General features: G+C 40.6%; 16 protein-coding genes. 10 read left to right on the top strand and 6 right to left on the bottom strand.

The features are described from left to right. The first annotated feature begins 1,110 nt into the window (after window positions 1-1,110). Window positions 1,111-1,701, top strand: a complete 591-nt coding sequence (locus BV214_RS10290; protein ID WP_086477429.1) for a DUF4202 domain-containing protein — start codon at window positions 1,111-1,113, stop codon at window positions 1,699-1,701. Window positions 1,702-1,849: 148 nt separating this feature from the next. Continuing rightward, window positions 1,850-2,812 (top strand): D-2-hydroxyacid dehydrogenase, encoded by a 963-nt coding sequence (locus BV214_RS10285; protein WP_086477428.1) that lies wholly within the window; start codon window positions 1,850-1,852, stop codon window positions 2,810-2,812. A gap of 705 nt (window positions 2,813-3,517) precedes the next feature. On the opposite strand, the gene BV214_RS10280 is transcribed toward BV214_RS10285, so the two are convergent. The 6 genes from BV214_RS10280 to BV214_RS10250 all read right to left on the bottom strand — a co-directional run bounded on the left by BV214_RS10280 (window position 3,518) and on the right by BV214_RS10250 (window position 11,527). After that, window positions 3,518-4,411, bottom strand: a complete 894-nt coding sequence (locus BV214_RS10280) for a sugar phosphate isomerase/epimerase family protein (protein WP_086477427.1) — start codon at window positions 4,409-4,411, stop codon at window positions 3,518-3,520. Between the two features lie 710 nt (window positions 4,412-5,121). Beyond that, a complete protein-coding gene (locus BV214_RS10275) occupies window positions 5,122-5,913 on the bottom strand; it encodes an SDR family NAD(P)-dependent oxidoreductase (protein ID WP_086477426.1) in 792 nt (263 codons plus the stop codon). After that, window positions 5,914-6,939, bottom strand: coding sequence for a zinc-binding dehydrogenase (locus tag BV214_RS10270; protein ID WP_086477425.1), 1,026 nt, complete (start codon window positions 6,937-6,939; stop codon window positions 5,914-5,916). A gap of 30 nt (window positions 6,940-6,969) precedes the next feature. Further along, window positions 6,970-7,668 (bottom strand): orotidine 5'-phosphate decarboxylase / HUMPS family protein, encoded by a 699-nt coding sequence (locus BV214_RS10265; RefSeq protein ID WP_086477424.1) that lies wholly within the window; start codon window positions 7,666-7,668, stop codon window positions 6,970-6,972. A 200-nt stretch (window positions 7,669-7,868) separates the two neighbouring features. Beyond that, window positions 7,869-9,011, bottom strand: coding sequence for a saccharopine dehydrogenase family protein (locus BV214_RS10260; RefSeq protein WP_086477423.1), 1,143 nt, complete (start codon window positions 9,009-9,011; stop codon window positions 7,869-7,871). A 632-nt stretch (window positions 9,012-9,643) separates the two neighbouring features. Then, entirely contained in the window at window positions 9,644-11,527 is a 1,884-nt protein-coding gene (locus BV214_RS10250) for a TonB-dependent receptor plug domain-containing protein (RefSeq protein WP_086477421.1), read from the bottom strand. Between the two features lie 84 nt (window positions 11,528-11,611). Between BV214_RS10250 and BV214_RS10245 the strand changes: the two genes are divergently transcribed. From BV214_RS10245 to BV214_RS10215, 8 genes are all read left to right on the top strand, one after another. Continuing rightward, complete coding sequence (locus BV214_RS10245) at window positions 11,612-13,087, top strand: aminotransferase-like domain-containing protein (RefSeq protein ID WP_086477420.1); 1,476 nt, start codon at window positions 11,612-11,614, stop codon at window positions 13,085-13,087. Between the two features lie 326 nt (window positions 13,088-13,413). Then, on the top strand, window positions 13,414-14,325 hold the full coding sequence (locus BV214_RS10240) for a hypothetical protein (protein WP_140157747.1): 912 nt from the start codon (window positions 13,414-13,416) through the stop codon (window positions 14,323-14,325). Between the two features lie 135 nt (window positions 14,326-14,460). Next, the gene (locus tag BV214_RS10235; protein WP_176328495.1) at window positions 14,461-15,309 is read left to right on the top strand and encodes a sensor histidine kinase; all 849 of its coding nucleotides are present in this window, start codon (window positions 14,461-14,463) and stop codon (window positions 15,307-15,309) included. 4 nt (window positions 15,310-15,313) lie between these two features. Further along, window positions 15,314-15,454, top strand: a complete 141-nt coding sequence (locus BV214_RS16790; RefSeq protein WP_176328494.1) for a response regulator — start codon at window positions 15,314-15,316, stop codon at window positions 15,452-15,454. Between the two features lie 37 nt (window positions 15,455-15,491). Continuing rightward, window positions 15,492-16,073, top strand: a complete 582-nt coding sequence (locus tag BV214_RS10230) for a LytR/AlgR family response regulator transcription factor (protein WP_086477417.1) — start codon at window positions 15,492-15,494, stop codon at window positions 16,071-16,073. Window positions 16,074-16,308: 235 nt separating this feature from the next. Continuing rightward, window positions 16,309-17,316: a zinc-binding alcohol dehydrogenase family protein gene (locus BV214_RS10225; RefSeq protein ID WP_086477416.1), complete on the top strand. Its 1,008-nt coding sequence runs from the start codon at window positions 16,309-16,311 to the stop codon at window positions 17,314-17,316. An 11-nt stretch (window positions 17,317-17,327) separates the two neighbouring features. Beyond that, complete coding sequence (locus BV214_RS10220) at window positions 17,328-18,980, top strand: UxaA family hydrolase (protein ID WP_086477415.1); 1,653 nt, start codon at window positions 17,328-17,330, stop codon at window positions 18,978-18,980. Between the two features lie 304 nt (window positions 18,981-19,284). Continuing rightward, window positions 19,285-20,751, top strand: coding sequence for a tagaturonate reductase (locus tag BV214_RS10215; protein WP_086477414.1), 1,467 nt, complete (start codon window positions 19,285-19,287; stop codon window positions 20,749-20,751). Window positions 20,752-21,020 lie beyond the last annotated feature (269 nt).

Genomic DNA, 21,020 nt, shown 5'->3' with positions numbered 1-21,020 from the left:
AATGCTGCGCATTTCATCAATGGAAAAAATGAACAGAATTAGTTTTTAAAACAGAACTAATCCTTTTTATTAATAAATCCAATAAGAAGTATAACTAAAACAATCAAAAATACTGGACAGTTTAAGTTTAGTCATATGATAGTAGAAAGTAGTTTTACAATTAGCAGTAAACAATTATGAAAGTTGTACGTCCCTGATATAGGTTGACCTCTTCTAGGGGAAAAAATTTAAAAGCTCCTCCCTTTTTTAAAGGGAGGTGGTTTGCCTGAAAGTGCAAAGCGGAGGGATTTTTTATAGTATTAAGAAGTAAGTAGTGAGTAGTGAGATGTTAGTATTGAGAGCAGTTCAGTGATTAGTAACTAGTTTCGGTCAACTCATAGCTACCTGAGAATTGATTTTATGTCGGGCGTTCCCCTATCGGGTCGCTCTTTCCGCTGTACCCGCCTGTCGGCCGGCAGGTCTTTTTTGGTTATTACCCTGTAAGATGATTGTCTAGTTTTTCCGTAATTATCAACTAGACCTACAAGTTTTGAAAAACCTCGCAGGTCTTGGTGTCTTCTTCCATCACTAGCCAAAAAAGGATGCCGCTGCAATAGCTAACGCGGTGTTCAGTGTTCAGTGATCAGTGATCAGTGATCAGTAATCAGTAAAAAGTGAACAGTAGAAAGTAGTTTTACAATTAACAATAACCAATTAGCAATAAACAGTTGGGTAGACCCCTGATTAATTAGGGTATGAGTAAAAATTTAAAAAGCGGGTTTAGATAAAAATAAAAGCCAAATATTTGGTTAAAGCCATGGAACGAAGGTCTATTTTCACCACGGGCTAAAGCGCCGTGGCTATTCAAAAGCTTCCCCTCTAGCCTGATTTTCTAATTAACCAATTGGTACATTAATCCACTGCTACATTGCTACATTGATTAATTTTCAAATTAACTCATTTCTAAATCTCCAAATCAAAACCATTGGTACATTTTCACATTGATTAATTGATACATTACCCCCCCATTTCCAAATTAACACATCTTCAAATTAACCAATTGTTACATTTATACATTTTCACATTAGTACATTAACTCATTTCTAAATAACTTTGAAGAAAACCTAAATCATGACATCCAAGGAAAGATATAACGAGGCAATTGAGCAGTTTGATGCTGCCAACAAGGAAGATCCCAATACCGAAGAGTGGCAAGGCAAAAGCTACCCAAAGGAACTGCTTTATGCCATTAGAATGACCGAAAAACTGAATGACTTTGCTCCAACCGCCTCCGAGGCCTTGCAACTAACAGCCCGTTGCCAGCACATCCAACGATGGAAAATTCCTAGGGACACCTACGAAGAAGGCAGAAAGGGCTATCTACGATGGCGGCAAGACCTTCAAAAGTTTCATGTAGCCAAAGCTTCCGAAATTTTAGAAGCAGTAGGATACGATCAGAATATGATAGACGAAGTAGCATTTTTACTCCAAAAGAAACAACTCAAAAAAAATGAGGATACTCAAACGCTGGAAGATGTCATCTGTCTGGTATTTCTAGAACACTATTTTGAAGATTTCGCTGCAAAGCACCCAGAGGAAAAACAATTGGACGTATTACGAAAAACTTGGCGAAAAATGTCGACCAAAGGTCACGAAGCAGCCTTGCAACTTCCCTTGTCTAAGCAGTCACAACAAACAATTGCAAAAGCGATACAGGAGTAATACTATATCCCCGACCCAGGGGGGCGCATACTTTTATTTCCAAAGTCCAAATGTTATCTTTGTTTATTAGCCTAAGGAGAACGCCCTTCTTTAATGGGCAATTGCATGCTAGTTGCTAGGCATAATTTTAATTTAATATCAGTTATATATGAAGATTGTTGTTTTGGATGGATATACACTTAATCCGGGTGATTTAAGCTGGGAAGGATTGGAAGCTTTGGGATCTTTGACCGTTTACGATAGAACCCCTTATGATTCCGAAAAAATTGTGGAAGCCATTGGTGATGCCACCATCGTTTTCACTAACAAAACGCCACTACCAAAAGAGGTATTAGAAAAAGTGCCTGCCGTAAAATATATTGGTGTTTTGGCCACCGGATTCAATATAGTGGATATAGAAGCTGCAAAATCCTTGGGAATGACAGTCACCAATGTCCCTACCTACGGTACAGCCGGAGTGGCACAAATGACGATGGCGCTGTTGTTGGAAATGTGCCATCATGTGGGAGAACACAATCGCGCTGTAAAAGACGGACAATGGACCAATAGCAAAGATTTTTGTTTTTGGAATTATCCATTGATTGCTTTAGAAGGCAAAACTATGGGGATTATTGGATACGGTAGTATCGGCCGGGCCACCGCCAAATTAGCGGAAGCCTTTGGAATGAAGATCTTAACTGCCGGAAGTCGGAAAAGACCTGAACTTGAAACAGAGAATGTTAAACAGGTAGAAATGGACGAATTGCTGCGTGAATCTGACGTAATAAGCCTTCACTGCCCCTTAATGCCCGAAACTAAAGGCTTAATAAATACTGCCAATATTTTCAAGATGAAGGATGGGGTGATGTTGATTAACACTTCTCGCGGACCCTTAATTGTAGAGGAAGACTTAAAAACCGCCTTGGATAGTGGAAAAATAGCTTTTGCCGCAGTGGATGTGGCCTCCCAAGAGCCTATTAATGCCGACAATCCGTTGCTGCAAGCAGAAAACTGTATTATTACGCCCCATATTGCATGGGCTCCTTTAGATTCTAGAATCAATCTTATGAATACTGCTGTGGAGAATTTGGAAGTATTTTTAAAGGGCAGTCCACAGAACGTAGTGAATTAAATTTTCACTCAATTATAATAAAAATGAAAACACCTTCTCTTGACGCCAAGGGAGGTATTATTATTTTACATTCCCAACTATCCTAGGGTTACAAACATTTGAAATGTATATACACATAACGTAACTTTAATATTTCTCCAATAAATAAAATTTATCTAATTATTTAACTGAGTCTTATCCAAATATCTTTTTTCATTTTCTTTGCTTGTCCAGGGCCGAGAGACAAAGGTACAGTGTACCTTTGGAAAGAGGAGCCAGCCGTAGCCAAGGCCAACGCGCCAACTGGCCCCTCTCTGCAAATGCAATCGTTGCATTTTTCAATCGGTCCTAGATTTGATCTAAAAACCAGTTCAAAAACTCCGCGCTTTTTAAGAAAAATAAAAAGCTGAATCTCGGAGCTTTTTAAACCTATTTTGCAGATAAGGGATACTTAGCAAGAAACATTTATCCTATTTTATTTGGCCTACTTTATCCATTATTAGTAAATCAAATATTTTTCAAAAGTAGAATAATGTCACAAGGACAGTACCAGTTAATTACTCCTACACCTCGATTTTGAAATTAACCCTAATTTACCAATTTCTTTAGTTTAGGCTAGCACCCACACAACCTACCAACTTGTAAAACAATTTATTACATTAACTTCTAGGTCGTCGTTGGATAATAAACTTTGCCTCGCCAATTCTTAAGCTTGGATGACAATCTTTATTCAAAATCAGGCCAATATTCCGTTATTTTCTTTCTTACAAAAGTGACGCTACGTTCTAATTGGTCCATGCCATCTACACCGTCTTCTATACTGATCCACCCATTGAATCCCACTCTTTTCAATTCCTTAAAAATGGCATCGTAATCATTTAGTCCTTTTCCTATTTCCCCGTGACTCAATCTTTTGGCATAGCCGGTTGCACCGCCTTCTTCCTTTCGTAGATCTTCTATTGTCCCTTCCTTTAAATAGCGATCACTAGCGTGCATAGTCACCACTCGGTCCGAAACCCTATATAGTAGTTCCAACGGATCCTCACCAGCCAAAAAAGTATTACTTGGGTCGTAGTTCACTCCAAAATTAGGATGATCTATACGGGATACCAGCTCGCAAAAAACATCCATTTGCTGTGCAAACTCAGGATACTCCCAGAAATCGTCCTTGTAATGGTTTTCTAGAATCAATGTTATTCCTAGCTTTTGGGCACGTGGTAAACATTGTTTTATAGAGTCGGCCGCATAAGTAACGCCTTCTTCCATGGTTAATTCGGGTCTACGTTGCCCAGACAACACTCGGCAATAAGAACCCCCTAAGGCATGGGTCATTTCTATCCAATGAATTTGTTTCTTGATTTCCGCTTCCCTAAAGGAAGCGTCTGGGTGAGTGAAATCTGGGGAGCAGCACAGCATGGGAATTACTTTTCCATGGCTTTCTACCTGCTCCCTAAAAATAGGCCAGTTAGATTTATCTTTCATTTCCAAGAACCCGGCATACCATTCCAGTCCGTCAATATCCAACATAACAGCCAGGTCTATCCACTCGGAAACCTTCATGGTTCCATCTTTACAAAGTTCTTGCATAAATGCTTTGGGGAATACGGCTAATTTCGGCAAAATAAGTTGGTTTTAATTATTGGTTAATGGTTGGTTGGTCATTCGGAATTCTACGGTTTTCTTGCCTTCTCGTATAATAAAGTTCTTTCCGCCCGAGTAAGCACAGTTCTTAGTTCTTTGTACTAGCAATAACTCTGCTATGGTTTTCAGGGTTTGGCTAAAGCCGAGTCCTTCACGTACTATTATTCCCCGTGATAAATCACGGGGCTATTCAATTTTCTATTTTTTAGATCTCTGAATTGTCAACTGCCTCCGCGACGTACAAAACTGATTACTGGCGACTGATGACTAATCACTGAAAACATTGTTTATTGTTCACTGAAATAACTGATTACTGGCGACTGATCACTGATTACCGTTTACTGCCCACTGACCCCATCTCAATACTCACTACTCTATACTTTATACTAGCCTAGCGTTAGCTCTACTGTAGCTTTCAGGGTTTGGCTAAAGCCGAGTCCTTCAGGTACTATTATTCCCCGTGATAAATCACGGGGCTATTCAATTTTCTATTTTTTAGATCTCTTAAATGTCAACTGCCTCCGGGACGTACAAAACTGATTACTGGCGACTGATGACTAATCACTGAAAACATTGTTTATTGTTCACTGAAATAACTGATTACTGGCGACTGACGACTGATTACTGAACCTTTATCAATACTCACTACTCATATCTCAATACTTTTTCTAAATACTTAATACTCCTCCTCAGTGCGACCCTTCCCAACTCTTGGGCAGATTCCGACCTATCATCGGGAACTGTTCCAAATCCATGACTTGCGCACTTACCGGTCCACATTCGTCCGAAAGCCAGTACAAACATGCCGTGGCAATCTCTTCGGGAGTGAAGATTCGTCCAGCAGGGGCAAAAATAACGGGGATATCCTTGTACCAATCGCTCTTCATTCCCTGTTCTTTTTTATTTAAAATCTCCTTTTCCGTAAGCACCCAACCAGGATTAATCTGATTAACTCGTACTCCATATTCCCGAAATAGGCTATCGCCCAGATTTCTAGTCATGGTCATCAATGCTCCTTTAGAAATACTATAGGCCAATAAATTGGGTTCCCCTCCCCAAGCATTAATAGAGCCAATATTAAGCACACACCCCCGCACTTTGGATAAATGGGGCAAGGCAGCCTGAATTATCGCCAAAGGAGCAATCGTATTCACGGCTAGCATTCGCTCCATAAGTGAAATGTCTGTGGTATTTATATTGGAAGAACCAATCAAAGCGGCATTATTGACCACTGCATCCAGTTTGCCATAAGTTCTCAGCGTTTCTGCTACGAGTTTCTGAGGCGCTTGGGGATTGGTAATATCTATGGTGAAAATGCTGGCGTTTTCTGCTCCTAGCTCCTCTACAAGAGTTTTTCCGAGATCCTCGTCCAACCCGTTCACCATTACCTTGGCACCTTCGGCCACACAGCGGCGGGCTATAGCTCGACCAATGCCTGTGTAGCCACCCGTTATCAGTATAGTTTTCTCTTTTAATCGCATCTAATCAGGTCTTAATACACTTTTAACTACTTCCCCACAATGCATTTGTTCAAATGCCTCCCTCCAATCGGTTAGTTTCCATACTCCGCCAATTATAGGTTTCACATCCAATTGGCCCGAAGCCAATAGCGAGAGTACTTTTTCCCAAATAGGCCAATTATGGCTAAAACTTCCCTGTAGGGTCACATTTTTTTGCACTAGGGGATCCAAAGAGAAGTTTAAGGGCTGTGGCCCCCACCCTACTTTGGTAATATGACCATTAGGCCTAACCAATTCTAAAGCAATCTTTAAGGTGGCACTTGCCCCAGCAGCGTCTATTATACAATCGGCTCCCAAACCGTCCTTTTTAAGGGCCCATTCCGAAGCGTCCCCAACAATGCCTTCACAGCCGTATTGTTTGGCAATCTCCAACCTACCTCGATCGGATTCCAACCCTATGATTGCTACTTCTGCACCACTTAAGCGGGCCATGGCAGCACATAGGATTCCGATGGTCCCTGGCCCTAACACCACTACCCGATCCCCGGGTTTTATGGGCGAATTCACTACTACGGCATTGTAGGCCACGGAGCAAGGTTCGGTAAGACAGGCTTGTTCAAAAGGAAGGTTATCGGGCACCTTGTGAAGACAACGAGCAGGCACCTTTACAAAGCGCGTCATAGCTCCATTTACCCCATATCCAAATCCCTTTCTGGTAGGATCTAGGTTATAAAGCCCCTGTTTGCTCATGGGATTATTGAGATCTATCACTGCTGCAGTCTCGCTAACTACCCTATCTCCCTCTTTCCAGTCTTTTACTCTGTTGCCTAGTGCTACAATATGCCCCCCAAATTCGTGTCCCAACACTACGGGATAATTCACGGGCCAACTATGGTCGGCCGTCCATTGGTGTAAATCGCTGCCACAGACTCCTACGTTGGCGACTTCCAACAGCACATCTTCTTCCCCAATTTCTGGCTTGGCGACTTCCCTAATTTCTACACTTCCCTTTTCTGGGGCATAGTTCACAACTCCGATCGACTTCATAATGGTATTTGTATCAACTCTGATTACTAGTTATTTTGAGACCTTCCCATAGGCATGGATTTTATCACATATTAATCGCAAGGAGCTTTCCAGATCTCCATCGGCTGTTTTAAAAGAATCGGCATCGATGGTCAGCGGAGCGCCTAAAACTACCATAGGCGCACCGTATTCCGGACAGCGTATGGCCTGCTCTAAACTGAGTCCGCCTACCGCTTGCACCGGAACGTTTACTGCATTTACCACTTCTCTTAACTGATCTAATGGGCTGGGCATTTTTAATCCTTGTGCGGCAATGCCTCGGCGTTCATCATACCCAATATGGTGAATAACATAATCGCACCCCAATTCTTCCAGCAGCTTTGCTCCTTCTACCATATCTGGACATCCCAAATTGTCTCCCATCACTTTTACGCCATAATCTTTGCCTGCCTGTACTACAACCTTGATGGTCTCTACATGCGCCCTAGCCATTACTACAACGTGTGTAGCGCCAGCTTTGGCCATCATTTCGGCTTCCAAATACCCTCCGTCCATGGTTTTTAGATCGGCAACTATCGGAATACCCGGAAAGGCCTCCCTCAACTTCCTTACCCCATGCAGGCCTTCTGCCAAAATAAGCGGAGTCCCCGCCTCTAACCAATCTACTCCGGCCCTTAAGGCCATGGCGGCAGTTTCTAAAGCTTCGTCAATATTGGTAAGGTCAAGGGAGATTTGTACAATGGGTTTCATGTTGGTGGTATAGTTGGTGATACAAAAATGTCTGGATTAATAGTTCCACTTAAAAATGCTATAAGAAATACAGGAACTATCCCAGTCATAAAGGTAATTAATCATCCTATACATATTTGATCAATTAGTTAGTCAATCTTACCCTTTTCAGCTATATTTCTTCAAAAAAACGCCAAATTCCGATAATTTAATAACCGATCTCATTCTTCTATTTCCCCGTAAACAGGCGTAACAAACTTCCCGTTCAGAAAGGGTAACGGGTCTAGCTGACTTTGCAGAATCAATCCTTTTGACTTAGTGGTCAATAAATGATAAGCAGCCTCCACCATAGGAACTGCGGTCGTCGTCTGAATTGCTTTTAGGGTATGTTTCCCTACTTTTTGCGGGTAGATTTTCTTGGCTACTTCATTTCTTCTAAGAATCCCCTTGGAATCTTTCCCTTCTACGGCGGCATAGAGTACAATTTGATCGTCTTCTATATGCGGAATTGCCTCACCCATCACTCGTTGTAAAGTCGCTATAGTATCATCATCCTTTTCCATTCCCTTAATCTGATGATCTACCCACGCATAATGCCCGGGATGCCTCAAAGTTTTATAATCTAAGTTCCCTACTTTTCCTTCCAACGCGTTGGGCAGATCGGCAGCACCGCCGGAAGTAAGGTCTTCCTCATAGGCAATTCCGTCTATAATTATGGTGGCCCTTTCCGATAGGGACGGACGTTGTTTTATTTTATAGTTCCGCAAAGTTTCGGCTTCTTTAATATACTCTGTAGCCACGCCAATCGGACTCCAGGTAAAACCATAATAATGAGGGGCTACGGCATGGTGCGTTAAAGCCCCTACCTTAAACTCTAAGGAATCTACCTTATCCACCTTGTTGGCCTTACAAAATTCCAAAAACAGATGATGCGCCAACACATCGATATACCCTGGTGCCAACCCAGATTGAAGTATAAATCCTGTTTCCGCATCCTTGGCTAATGCCATAATCTCCTTGGTTTCGGCCACGTACTCCGTTAGGTTTACATAGTGCATGCCATATTCTTTGGCATAACCCGCCATTCTCGGGGCCAAACTCCCCGGCAGACAGTCTAGCAGAATATCGCCCTCTCTGAAGACCGACTCCATCTCGCTAGTAGTTTCATTTTCTGAAAGCAAAAAAGCCTTCACCTCGCAGGGTTTGGTGACCCCATCTTTAATCCATTGCGCTACCTGTTGGGCTTTGTCCAAGGTTCGGTTTCCAATAAACAGCTGTGGAGTACCCTCTGCCCACTCCGCTATAATAAGCCCCACCGCACTAGCAATCCCACCAGCGCCAGCAATTACGATTTTATGTCCCATATTAGTTGATATTTAGGATAGAAAGATACCAATTTTATTTTGGGCGTTCCCCTATCGGGTCGCTCTTTACGCTTAATCTTTTTTGGTTGTTGCTAAGTAAGATTATTGCTCAAACTTTTCGTGATTATCAACTAGACCTACAAGGTTTGAGAAACCTCGCAGGTCTTAGGATAATTATAAATCATATGTCAAAAAAGGATATCGCTGCAATAGCTAACGCAAAAATTAGTAGTTAGTACAAAGTATTGAGATTGGGTAAGTGGTCAGTAATCGGTGAACAGTAAAAAGTAATCAGTAGTCCCTTCAATTAACAATAACCAATTAGCAATAAACAGTTGGGAAGGCCCTTTATTAATTAGGGGAGGATTAAAGAATCTACAAAGCGGGTTTAGTCAAAAAATAAAAACCAACTATTTGGCTAATACCACTAATCCTCCGCTAGCGCGAGCATTTTGCTCGTGCTAGCAGGAGGAAGTAGGTATAGTCCAAGTGGAATACCAACGTAAGGCCTGCCCGAATACAAAGGCGGGCTTGCCCGAATACAAAGGCGGGCCTGCCCGAATACAAAGGCAGGCCTGTCTGCCGACTCAGGCAGGCTCCCACCAACTACGGAATAATATGCTGGTCCGTCTTTACCCCTGGTTCCATTGATAGGTAACCCCCAATCCAAACCAACGTGTGGGCATAGGAACAGCACCTGCTTCTTTGTACACGGCATTGAATAGGTTAGTTATCTCGGTGTATAAAAGGAAGTTCTGAACCTTGTAATTTAGTCGAACATCGGCAACGTTATAGGCATTGGCAAGTTCTCGCTGTAACCACCTGTTTTTAATATGTAATGAAAAGTCGTTGATACGATAATGAACCCCTGCCACCAACTGATGTTTCAAAGACTCTAATACGTATTTCGATTGTATTTCCGATGAAGTCTCAAAGGAAGGGCTCAAATAATTATAACTCAGCTGATATCCAAAGGATTGCTTCCCTCCCAATTCAAAATCCTGCTGCATTCTTCCGTAAATGCCATGCATGGTGTTTTCTCCAAAATTAACTGGAGAATAAGGTGTTGAGGCATCTTCTCTTACCCAATCGATAAATTCAGAAATGTGGCGATAAAAATACCCGGCTTTCAACTGTAGGTTTCCATTTTGATACTGAATATTCCCCTCATAGTTCCATGCGTTTTCAGGTTGAAGCAAGGCATTTCCAACATTCCCAGGTCGCTGATCAAGGTATAAGTCCGTGAAAGATGGGATGCGCTGCCCAGAACCGATACTCCCAGCTATTTTCCAGTAGTGATTGATAAGGTATGCCAAATCTAACCCAGGATACAGCTGATAACCATAATCTGTGTTATAGTTGCCATATAGACCAATAGTCCCTCTTAGCTTTTCACTTAGATTGCTTTTAAACTCTGCATATACACCGTGATTATCGCGCTCATGTTCACCAATATTTGAACTGTTGATTTTTTCTAATCGGGACTCCAAACCAAAACCAAAAGTTCCAATTTCTGTCTTGAGACTACTATTCAATTCAAGCATTAACGCGTTGGTATAATGTTTAGACCGGCCTCTACTTAAATCATCCTTAAAATAACGGTAGTCATCTTCCCCATAGCGATCACTGATTCTAGGAGAAAGTGTAAAATCGCCCCAAGTATGCTTGGAGGATAGGCTAAAAACAGCGGAGTTTACATGTTCTTCCGAATTAATATCACCAGGAGCGGCATAAAACCCATTGGCACCAAACTGACTTTGAGCGTAGCCTGCCATTGCCTGAATGCTGTTGTTTTCGTTAAAATCATAATTTCCGCTATAAAAAAGCCGCGTATTCTTTGAGGCCGAGTTATAGCGCTGTCCGTTAGAATTGCTTTGAGCGAATGAAAAAAGCTGACTCTGCTTATCAGATCCGAAAACTCCTGTAACCTCAGCTGCACCGCCAGCGTAAATCCCTTCACCGTCACCTTCCTCCTTGGCTTTAAAAGAACTTCCGCCCCTTATATCTGCAGATACACTGGAGAGTTTGCTCTTTTTGGTAACAATATTAATAGCTCCGGTAAGGGCATTGATTCCATATACCCGCGCTGCAGCACCTCTTATGACTTCAATATGATCTATGGCACTCAATGGCACAGGAATATTCATCATATTGTGGGCAGTTTGGGAGTCTAACATTTTCACCCCATTAATCAACACCAAAGTTTGCTCCGAAGTTCCACCATCAACAGAAATATCGGTCTGTGTCCCAAACGGACCGCGCTGCCGAATGTCCACACCACTTATAAAAGATAAAACCTCGTTGAGCGATTTCGCAGGAAGGGCCTGAATTTGTTTTTGGGTAATGACCTGAATATCCCGTGTGGACTCACTAAAAGGAGTTTGCAATCTGTTTCCCTGAATAATAACTTCATCTAATTCGTTTATTTCCTGATCTGCATCGGGAACCGTATTCTTTTCTTGCGAGAAGCTAGGTATGGCAGCTAATAGAATTAATGTCGCTAATTGTTTTTTCATAAAGACTTCTTTAATCGTAGTATTTAAAATTGATGGCAAAGGTTCGGAATAAAATAGTATTTTTGGTAGTCCGATATGTAAATTATGAGTAGTCCGGTTATAATTCCTTTTAATTCCTTCATAAAAATAGATCGTCGCAAAAAAGAGGCTATCTATATGCAAATTGTTTATCAGTTTATTAACGCCGTAAAAAGCAACCTTTTGGAAGATGATGACCGACTTCCTGGTAGTAGGAAAATTTCCGAAGAGCTTCAAGTACACAGAAAGACAATAGTAGCCGCTATGTCAGAGCTACAAGAACAAGGGTGGATAGAAACCCTGCCAAACATTGGCTCTTTCGTTAGAAATCCTGAGCTTTCCCCCACTCAATCCAAAAAAACCAACGCTTTTCAGCATCCTCCAGAAAAGGCAGGGTTTCATTTCAAGAAGGATTTTATATTGGATACCCCAATAGAAAAACAACAGGAAAAATTATATTTTACCGATGGCACGCCAGATTATCGCATCATTAAATCGGAGGAACTTGTTCGTTTTTACACTTCGGTAATTCGAAGAAAAAATCAATCAGCTCCTTTCTTAAATGCTGTTAATGATAGTCTGTTATTTAGGGACCAGCTCAGTTATTATCTAAATTTAACCCGTGGCTTTCATCTTTCTAGGGATTTTTTGCTGCCCGTAGCTGGATTGGAACAGGTTCATTCCATCTTATCGCGTTTACTGATCAATACAGGCGATCTTGTTTTGGTGGAAGAGCTCAGCTACTTTTTACCCAATATGATTTATAGTCAAGCCGGTGCCAAAATGAAAACAGTTCCGGTAGATGCGGACGGAATGAACATTGATTATATTCAAAACCATTATAAACCTGGCCAAATACGAATGGTTTATATCAACAGCACATGCCAATATCCCACCACCGTTCGTCTTTCCAAAAAGCGGAAAAAGCAATTGCTAGATTTGGCAGAAGCATACAATTTCATTGTAATTGAAGATGATAGGGATTTTGAATTTTCTATGATAAAAAACAAAAAAGAATCGCTTTTTAGAATAAACGGCGGCAATCGCATCATTTATGTTGGCACTTTCGGACGGTTTTTAAATCCAGGTTTTCAAATGAATTTTTTAATAGCTCCTAAAGACCTTTTGCAGGAAGCAGCAAAATATCTGAATATCTTTGGTAAACCAGATAGCATGATGGAAAAAGCATTGAGAGAGCTCATTCACGAAGGAGACATTCATCGATACCAAAGAAAATCCAAAAAAGTAATCGCTGAGCGGAAAGAAATGTTTGCCCAACTCCTCAACACGCATTTTAAGAACAACATTCTATTCACTATACCGCAAGCTGGTTTGGCTTTTTGGATTCGGTTTAACACCTCGTTTTCTTTGACGCAATTGCAGAAAAAAGCAGGAGAAAAAGGACTCTTTATTCCGAGTATTTGCCTCTATCAAAATCGATCCATAACCGCTCTAAGACTAGGATTTGCACATTTTAATCAGCAGGAAATGGAAGAAGCCGTGAAAGTGCTAGGTGAAGCTTATTGGGAAGTGGTTGAGTAGGTGTAAGTCGATGTTTAGAAATAACCTTCAAAATTTTATGGCAAGGTCCTTTTGGGACTTATATTGTTGGCTATCTCCACCGTTCTACAGAACGGTATAAGAAGCTATATTTATTGAAGATTCCTAGAATTTTCCTACAATAAATACTATGTTTAATGCCATATTAAGTGAGAGCCCAATCCCTTCCAAAACATAAATATGCATTTTATACACCCAATTTGCAGTTCAACCGAAACTGATTTCAGAAGTAAGACTATTGCGATTCATTTGTGGTATACATTTTTAAATATACCATTATGAAATGAATAATACTATTGGTACTGATTTTGGCAGTTACCCCATTCCTATTAGAATCTGAGAAAACCTTACATCAGCAGCTTGAAGAAATAAGGAGATCCAATTCCAAAAATCCAGAAACCGCTAATTGGGAATATGTAAAAGATAGGGTGTTTGAAGGTGAAACATCAGTTTTTAGAAAGTTAGAGGGTCCTATTTTAATTGAGCTTATGGATGCTTCTAAAACTGACAGCTTATTAGTAAGTGAAATTATTTTAGACATTAGAGAAATATTGCCGCATAAAGAAGTTCATTTTTTTAATGATTTTATTGGAATGTCCTTTTCAGAAATGGTAATCAAGGGATTTAAAGCGAACGATTCAATTAGAAATTTCACTTTCGAAAAAATAGCTGACTCTCGAATACACATACGATTTGAACCATCAAACTTATACAGAAATTCTAACAATGATTTCATCCAATTGGGACAGGGATATTCTATTCAAAGTCATTCAGCCAAAAGGATTAACGATAAGATAATAAGACAGCCTTTTATGACCGTTTCCATAGGGGATGTTTATTCCTATGATGAAAAGAAAAAATATCTAACAGCTGGTCTTTTAAGGCAATTAGTATTTCTGCAAAATGATTCGGATGTAATCGGAAGATCGGTATTTTGGAAAAAAGAAATAACGGGCATGGATCACTTTATTTTAGATAGAGATATTTTCTTATTGAAGAAGCTATATTCCGATGATTTCTTAACCCAATTTGAAGCCTACCTAAATGCATATTATCCCTGGCGTTATGCCTATTCGTTTTTACATAAAAAGAATATGGAATTGTTGGCAGTAGGTGCTGTTAGTCTATTAGGTATTATTGTTTTTCTATTGCTATTTAGCCTATTTCAAATCGAAAAATTTAAAACCCCATTTTTAAATTATTATGTCCCAGTAGTATAAATATGGGCACATTTTGTTAATCTTAAAAGTATATATACCTACTTGACAGATTTTACTACAGTTACTAGTTGGGGTAGTTCTGTCTTATTTATGCTAATAGCAGTGCCCCTTTTTGCTCTTGTAACATCTTTTATAATGTGGGGATTAGACAAAGCTTTTCTTAAAGAACATTCCCGATTCAGCTCTCAATTGGCCCTAAAAGTGGTGTTTACATTTATCGCTTTTCTAACACCCCTCCTATTAATATTTTTCTATGATGACCACGAAAATGAAGGCATCGATTTCTTTTTACCAGAGCTTTTTCTGTTTGTTGCATTAGCAATAGGTAGAGGCATCTTCTTTTACCTTAACCAGATGTCAGACTCCCTTGTCAAACAAAAAGACGTAGAACTAAGTCACCTAAAAGAAATAAATGCACAGGCCGAGTTAAAGCTGTTGCAGTCTCACATTAATCCACAATTTTTATACAACGCCTTAAACTCCATCGCTGGCCTGGCTTATGATGATGCCGATAAAACCGAGAAAATGGCCCTTTCCCTTTCCGATTTGTTTAGGTATTCCATCAATAAAAAAGGAGAAGAAATGAGTACGGTTAGTGAAGAAGTAACCCTGGTAGAGAACTATTTAGAAATCGAAAAAATTAGGTTTGGAGAGCGGTTGGAGTTTACACTTACTATAGACGAGGATGCCAAAGAAGAAAAGATTCCCATGTTTATGCTTCAACCCCTTATAGAAAATGCCATAAAACACGGGGTCTCCAAAATAGGAGGAGATGCAAAAATTAGTCTCGATATTAAGAAGGATGAAGAAGGGCTGTTGATAACAGTAGGCGATAATGGTCCCGCATTCCCACAGGGATTGGTAAGCGGACATGGTCTGCAAACGGTTTACGACTTATTACGCTTAAGCTATGGTGATAAGGCGTCCTTAAGTTGGGAAAACACTCCTAGGAAGCAAATAGTGATATTCATTAAAAATAAGTAACGACATGAATAAAATATATAGAACCTTAGTCATAGACGATGAGCCACCAGCAAGAAAACGACTGCTTAAATTACTAGAGAATTTCACTGATACTTTTGAAGTTATTGGCGTTGCCGAAAACGGATTAATCGCTATAGAAAATTGAAACTCTAAAACCAGATCTTATTTTTCTGGATATTGAAATGCCAGAACTTACCGGTTTTGAGGTGTTAGAAACGCTGACCTATATCCCCATTGTAATTTTTTGTACCGCCTATGATCAATATTCATTAAAGGCATTTGAAACCAATAGTATAGATTACCTATTAAAACCGGTAAAGTTAGAACGCTTGCAACAATCGGTGAATAAAATAAAACTATTTAGTAATAACCTTCCAAACCAGAACATTGTTCAGCTATTAAAAGACTTGTCTTCTAAAAAAGAAGTCCACCAAATGACTTCCATCACGGTGAAGAAAGAAGAAAAACTCATTTTTATTAAGCTAGAAGAGGTGAGTCATTTTAGTGCCGATGAACGTTATGTTTCCGTACATGCTAAAAATGGCGTGTATTTAACGGATGAGCCCTTATCCCAATTGGAAGAGAAATTACCAAACAATTTTTTAAGAGTTCATCGCGCAACAATTATAAATAAAGATTTTGTGAGCGAAGTGCAGAAATACTTTAACAGCAGGTATAGCATCACCCTAAAGTCCAATAAAAAACAAACCATAACCACGGGTCGAAGTTATAAAGTGCAAGTTAAAGGCTGGTTGAATGTATAGTTAAATAGTTTCGGATCAGTACGCAGTATCCAGTAATCGGTGAACAGTAGTAAGTCATCAGAAAAAAATCTCACTTCTCACATCTCAATACGCACATCTGAATTTTCAATTCTCGTATCTCAATTCTCACTACTTTAATATCATTTGTTTTGGTTAAATTAGATATCTCAAAACCACATTAAATTCAAAAGTGCTGTTTAGTAATAACCAGCCTAATAACGACCAAATACAATAAATGAAATACATAGTATGTGAAGAACCCGGTAACTTTCAATTAAAAGAAAAAGAGCCACCAATAAGAAAGCCTGGGGAGGCGCTTTTAAAAATAAACAGCGTAGGGATTTGTGGTACCGATCTACATGCCTATGGCGGAAATCAGCCTTTCTTCACCTATCCTAGAATATTAGGTCATGAACTGGCGGCAGAAGTATTGGAAATTGAAGATAACAGCAAGGGCATAAAGGTTGGCGACAAAGTGGTAGTGATGCCCTATCTTAGTTGTGGCCATTGTATTGCCTGTAGAAACGGGAAAACCAACTGCTGTACCCAAATCCAGGTTCTTGGGATTCATACTGACGGAGGAATGCAAGAGCAAATCACCGTTCCTATAGCCATTTTACTGCCCGCCAATAATTTAACCGACAATCAGATGGCCATTGTAGAACCTTTGGCCATTGGTGCCCATGCTATTAAGAGGGCTCAACTAACTAAAGATGAAACTATTGTGGTAGTAGGATGTGGTCCCATAGGAATCGGGATTATGAAATTGGCACAGCTAGAAGGTGCTAAAGTAATTGCAGTGGATATGAATGAGGACCGACTCCAATATGCAAAGGAAAAAATAGGAGTCGATTTTATTGTGAATGCCAATAATGACGCAATAAAACTGATTTCTGAAATTACTAAGGGCGAACTGGCTACCGTAGTCTTTGATGCCACTGGTCACAAAGGAGCCTTGGAATTAGGTCCCTCTTATATGTCACATGGAGGACGGTATGTTTTAGTGGGACTTTCCAAAGGGGAGCTCACCTTTAAACATCCTGAAATTCACGCTAAAGAAACTACCTTACTATGTAGTAGGAATGCCACGGTGGCCGACTTTGAATTCGTTATTTCCATGATCGATCAGTTCCCTACCGAATCCTTCATTACCCATAGTGTACATTTTTCTGAGATGAAAGAACACTTTAATAATTGGCTAGATCCTGCTGCTGGAGTTATAAAAGCGACAATCGAATTTTGAAAATAACCTCTATGTCAACCACCTTTCTACAAATACACCCTGAAGATAATATTCTTGTCGCGCTACAAGAGTTGCCACAAGGTCACCCAATTACATTTAATGGGGATACTTTTCCACTAACCACCAAAATCGCTGCTAAGCATAAATTCGCGCTAAAGGATTTTAAACCGGAGGACCCTATTTTGATGTACGGGAACTTAATTGGCAAAGCAACCAAGTCCATCGCCAAAGGGGAGATCATCACCATAGATAATGTAGTACATGCCTCTTCCGATTATAGCGTAGGAAAGCAACAGTCCGAATGGATCGCTCCCGATGTAAGCAAATGGAAAGACCGCACTTTTAATGGCTACCACCGCGCCGATGGTAGTGTAGGTACGGCCAACCACTGGTTGGTAATTCCCATGGTGTTTTGCGAGAACAGAAATGTAAATGTATTGCGGGAAGCCTTATTGGATTCATTAGGCTATAGCACCGCAAAAGAGTATTTGGTAGATGCAGAAGTCCTAATTTCCAAATATAAAGCAGGTGCCAGTAAAGAAGAACTCATGGCGGCAACTATCATTAAAACCCCAGAAGAAATTAAAGAGAATCGCACTTTCCCCAATGTAGATGGAATAAAATTTTTAACCCACGATGGAGGATGCGGCTGTGATCGTGGAGATTCGGATACCCTTTGCAACTTATTGGCTGGTTATATCACCAACCCCAACGTAGCCGGGGCAACCATTCTTAGTCTGGGCTGCCAAAACGCACAGGTGAAAATTCTAATGGATGCCATTACAAAACGAGATCCCAACTTTTCGAAACCCTTAAAAATTCTGGAGCAACAAAAAAGCAAAAGCGAACGCCACTTTATAGAAGAGGCTGTAAAACAGACCTTTTTAGGTCTTATAGAAGCAAATAAAGCAACCCGAGAGCCCGCACCCCTAAGTAAACTCACCCTAGGACTGGAATGTGGTGGTTCTGATGGATTTTCTGGTATCTCTGCTAATCCTGTCCTTGGTTATACTTCCGATCTATTGGTGGCCTTGGGTGGCGCTACGGTGCTTTCCGAATTTCCGGAATTGAACGGGGTAGAACAAGAACTCATCAACCGATGTGAGACAACCGAAAATGCAGAGAAATTCGCCTCCCTCATGCGTGCCTATTCAGACAGGGCAGTAGCCCTAGGCTCGGGCTTCGAAAATAATCCGTCTCCTGGAAATATTAAAGACGGACTCATCACAGACGCTATGAAATCGGCCGGAGCAGCCAAAAAAGGGGGCACTTCCTTGGTGAAGGATGTGTTGGAATACACGGAACCAGTCACTAAAAAAGGTTTAAACCTTCTTTGTACCCCGGGGAACGATGTGGAAAGCACTACCGGACTAGCAGGCTCTGGATGCAATGTTATTGCCTTTACCACAGGCCTGGGCACTCCCACAGGAAATCCTGTGACGCCCACCATTAAAATTTCCAGTAATAACGAATTAAGTGAACGCATGAAAGACATCATCGATTTTAATGCAGGGACTATTATTACCGGCGAAGACACAATAGAATCTAAAGGAGAGAAATTATTGGAGTATATTATTGAAGTTGCCAGCGGTAACATTGTCCCAGCCGCAGTGCGATTAGATCAAAACGATTTTATTCCGTGGAAAAGGGGGATTTCTCTTTGAACTTGGAAAAGAGAAAAAAGAAGAAAGAGAAAAGAAGTTGGAAGTGGCAGTAGGCACTAGGCACTAGGCACTAGGCACTAGGCACTAGGCAAAAATAAAAAAACATCCCTAAAGGACAAGTCTAGTTTAGATGTCACATCTCCAAATCAGCCAATTTCCAAACCACCAAATCAACTCATTGATACATTTGTAAATTGATTAATTAATCCATCTCCAAATTAGCTCATTTCCAAATCATCAAATCACCTCATTGGTACATTGGTGCATTGATACATTTACAAATTGATACATTAATAAATTAACCATGCAAACAATAAACCGCACTTTAATTAAGCAACAAACCTCCCCCCTACCAACCAAAATACTTCAATTTGGAGGTGGAAATTTTCTAAGGGCCTTTGTAGATTGGATGGTACAGATCCTAAACGAGAAGACCGATTTTAATGCGGGCGTAGCTATTGTTAAGCCAACCGAATATGGGGATTATCAGGAATTAAAGGATCAAGACGGACTTTTCACCGTGATTCTAGATGGTGTTAAAAACGGACAACAGATTCAGGATATTAAACGAGTAAATTGTGTGAACTCCATCATCAACCCCTACACCGAATGGGAACGTTATTTGGAGCTTGCCAAAGACCCCCATCTGCGGTTTGTGGTTTCAAATACCACCGAAGCCGGAATCAAATTTAATCCCGAGGACTCCTTTAACGATTCCCCTCCCAAAGAATTCCCCGCAAAACTGACCCTGTTTCTATACCATCGATTCCAGTTTTTCAATCAAGATCCATCTAAAGGCCTCATCCTTCTGCCTTGCGAGTTAATCCAGAATAACGGACTTGCACTACAAAAAGCAGTATTGGAATATGCCAACCATTGGGAATTGGGATCCCAATTTACCTCTTGGATAGGTACTGCCAATCACTTCTGTAGTAGCTTGGTAGATAGAATCGTATCTGGATATCCAAAAGATCGCGCCAAAGAAATAGAAGAGGAATTAGGATATAGAGACCCCATGATGGTCGCCGGGGAATACTATCATAGTTGGGTGATTCAGGCTCCAGAGTCGGTACAAAAAGAACTCCCATTTGCCAAAACCGACCTAAACGTGCAGTTTGTAGAAGATCTAGTCCCCTATCGTGAAATGAAAGTGCGGATATTAAACGGCGCCCATACCGCCTTGGTACCGGTTGCTTATTTAGCAGGAGCCAGATTAGTGGACGAAGCCTTGGAACAACCTGAAATAAGTCGATTTATAAATGAGCTATTGCTACAAGAAACCATCCTAACATTAGATTTTCCAGAGGCAGTAAAACAACAGTTTGTTGCCGATGTGTTAGATCGATTTAGAAACCCCTTACTAAAACACCAGCTGATCAGTATTGCCCTCAATAGCACCTCCAAGTTTGTTGCCCGATTGTTGCCCACCCTCAAAGATTACCTAGCTTTGGAGAATAAGTTACCTAAAAGGATTGTTTTTGGATTGGCCGCCCTCCTCTATTTCTACAGAGGAAACTATAATGGGGAGAAAATCGAACTAAAAGACGCCCCAAAGGTGCTCTCCTTTTTTAAGGACAGTTGGAATCAGTACGATGAACAAAAATCTTCTTTGGAAGAAACCATCAACCAAATCCTGGCAAATACCGATATCTGGGGGGAGAATTTGAACAAGATTCCAAGCCTGACCGAATTGGTTGTTAGCTATATTGGTCCCATAGAACAACAAGGGGTTCTAAGAAGCTTGGAATTAGTAGGGAGTATTGAGATGTGAGAGCGGTTTAGTAATCAGTAATCGGTAAACCGCTGATTCAATAAACAGTATCTCCCCCACTGAAGTGCGGGACTACCGTTCAAAATGACTTTTTGCTACAATATTTATTACTACTTCTGTCAAATTGCTAAAATTAAAAGAATCGGCCTATATTAATTTTCGTTAAAAATCAAGTGCTTTTCACAGCGGGTGGAGGAATCCGTCCGGCAGCCCATCTTCACCCTTGTGAAAGCGGCCTGGACGGTGCGGACGTGTAGATTACACTTCCC

Origin of the sequence: Arenibacter amylolyticus (assembly GCF_002150785.1) — a bacterium.
Classification (GTDB): domain Bacteria; phylum Bacteroidota; class Bacteroidia; order Flavobacteriales; family Flavobacteriaceae; genus Arenibacter; species Arenibacter amylolyticus.
The sequence above is the reverse complement of the archived record's forward strand: the minus strand, read 5'-3'. Positions and strand labels throughout refer to the sequence as shown.

Coding starts and splice junctions, on each gene's coding strand:
- BV214_RS10225 (WP_086477416.1), top strand. CDS start 16,309: ATGAAATACATAGTATGTGAAGAACCCGGTAACTTTCAATTAAAAGAA.
- BV214_RS10260 (WP_086477423.1), bottom strand. CDS start 9,011: ATGGGACATAAAATCGTAATTGCTGGCGCTGGTGGGATTGCTAGTGCG.
- BV214_RS10285 (WP_086477428.1), top strand. CDS start 1,850: ATGAAGATTGTTGTTTTGGATGGATATACACTTAATCCGGGTGATTTA.
- BV214_RS10275 (WP_086477426.1), bottom strand. CDS start 5,913: ATGCGATTAAAAGAGAAAACTATACTGATAACGGGTGGCTACACAGGC.
- BV214_RS10290 (WP_086477429.1), top strand. CDS start 1,111: ATGACATCCAAGGAAAGATATAACGAGGCAATTGAGCAGTTTGATGCT.
- BV214_RS10215 (WP_086477414.1), top strand. CDS start 19,285: ATGCAAACAATAAACCGCACTTTAATTAAGCAACAAACCTCCCCCCTA.
- BV214_RS10250 (WP_086477421.1), bottom strand. CDS start 11,527: ATGAAAAAACAATTAGCGACATTAATTCTATTAGCTGCCATACCTAGC.
- BV214_RS10235 (WP_176328495.1), top strand. CDS start 14,461: ATGTGGGGATTAGACAAAGCTTTTCTTAAAGAACATTCCCGATTCAGC.
- BV214_RS10245 (WP_086477420.1), top strand. CDS start 11,612: ATGAGTAGTCCGGTTATAATTCCTTTTAATTCCTTCATAAAAATAGAT.
- BV214_RS10230 (WP_086477417.1), top strand. CDS start 15,492: ATGCCAGAACTTACCGGTTTTGAGGTGTTAGAAACGCTGACCTATATC.
- BV214_RS16790 (WP_176328494.1), top strand. CDS start 15,314: ATGAATAAAATATATAGAACCTTAGTCATAGACGATGAGCCACCAGCA.
- BV214_RS10220 (WP_086477415.1), top strand. CDS start 17,328: ATGTCAACCACCTTTCTACAAATACACCCTGAAGATAATATTCTTGTC.
- BV214_RS10265 (WP_086477424.1), bottom strand. CDS start 7,668: ATGAAACCCATTGTACAAATCTCCCTTGACCTTACCAATATTGACGAA.
- BV214_RS10270 (WP_086477425.1), bottom strand. CDS start 6,939: ATGAAGTCGATCGGAGTTGTGAACTATGCCCCAGAAAAGGGAAGTGTA.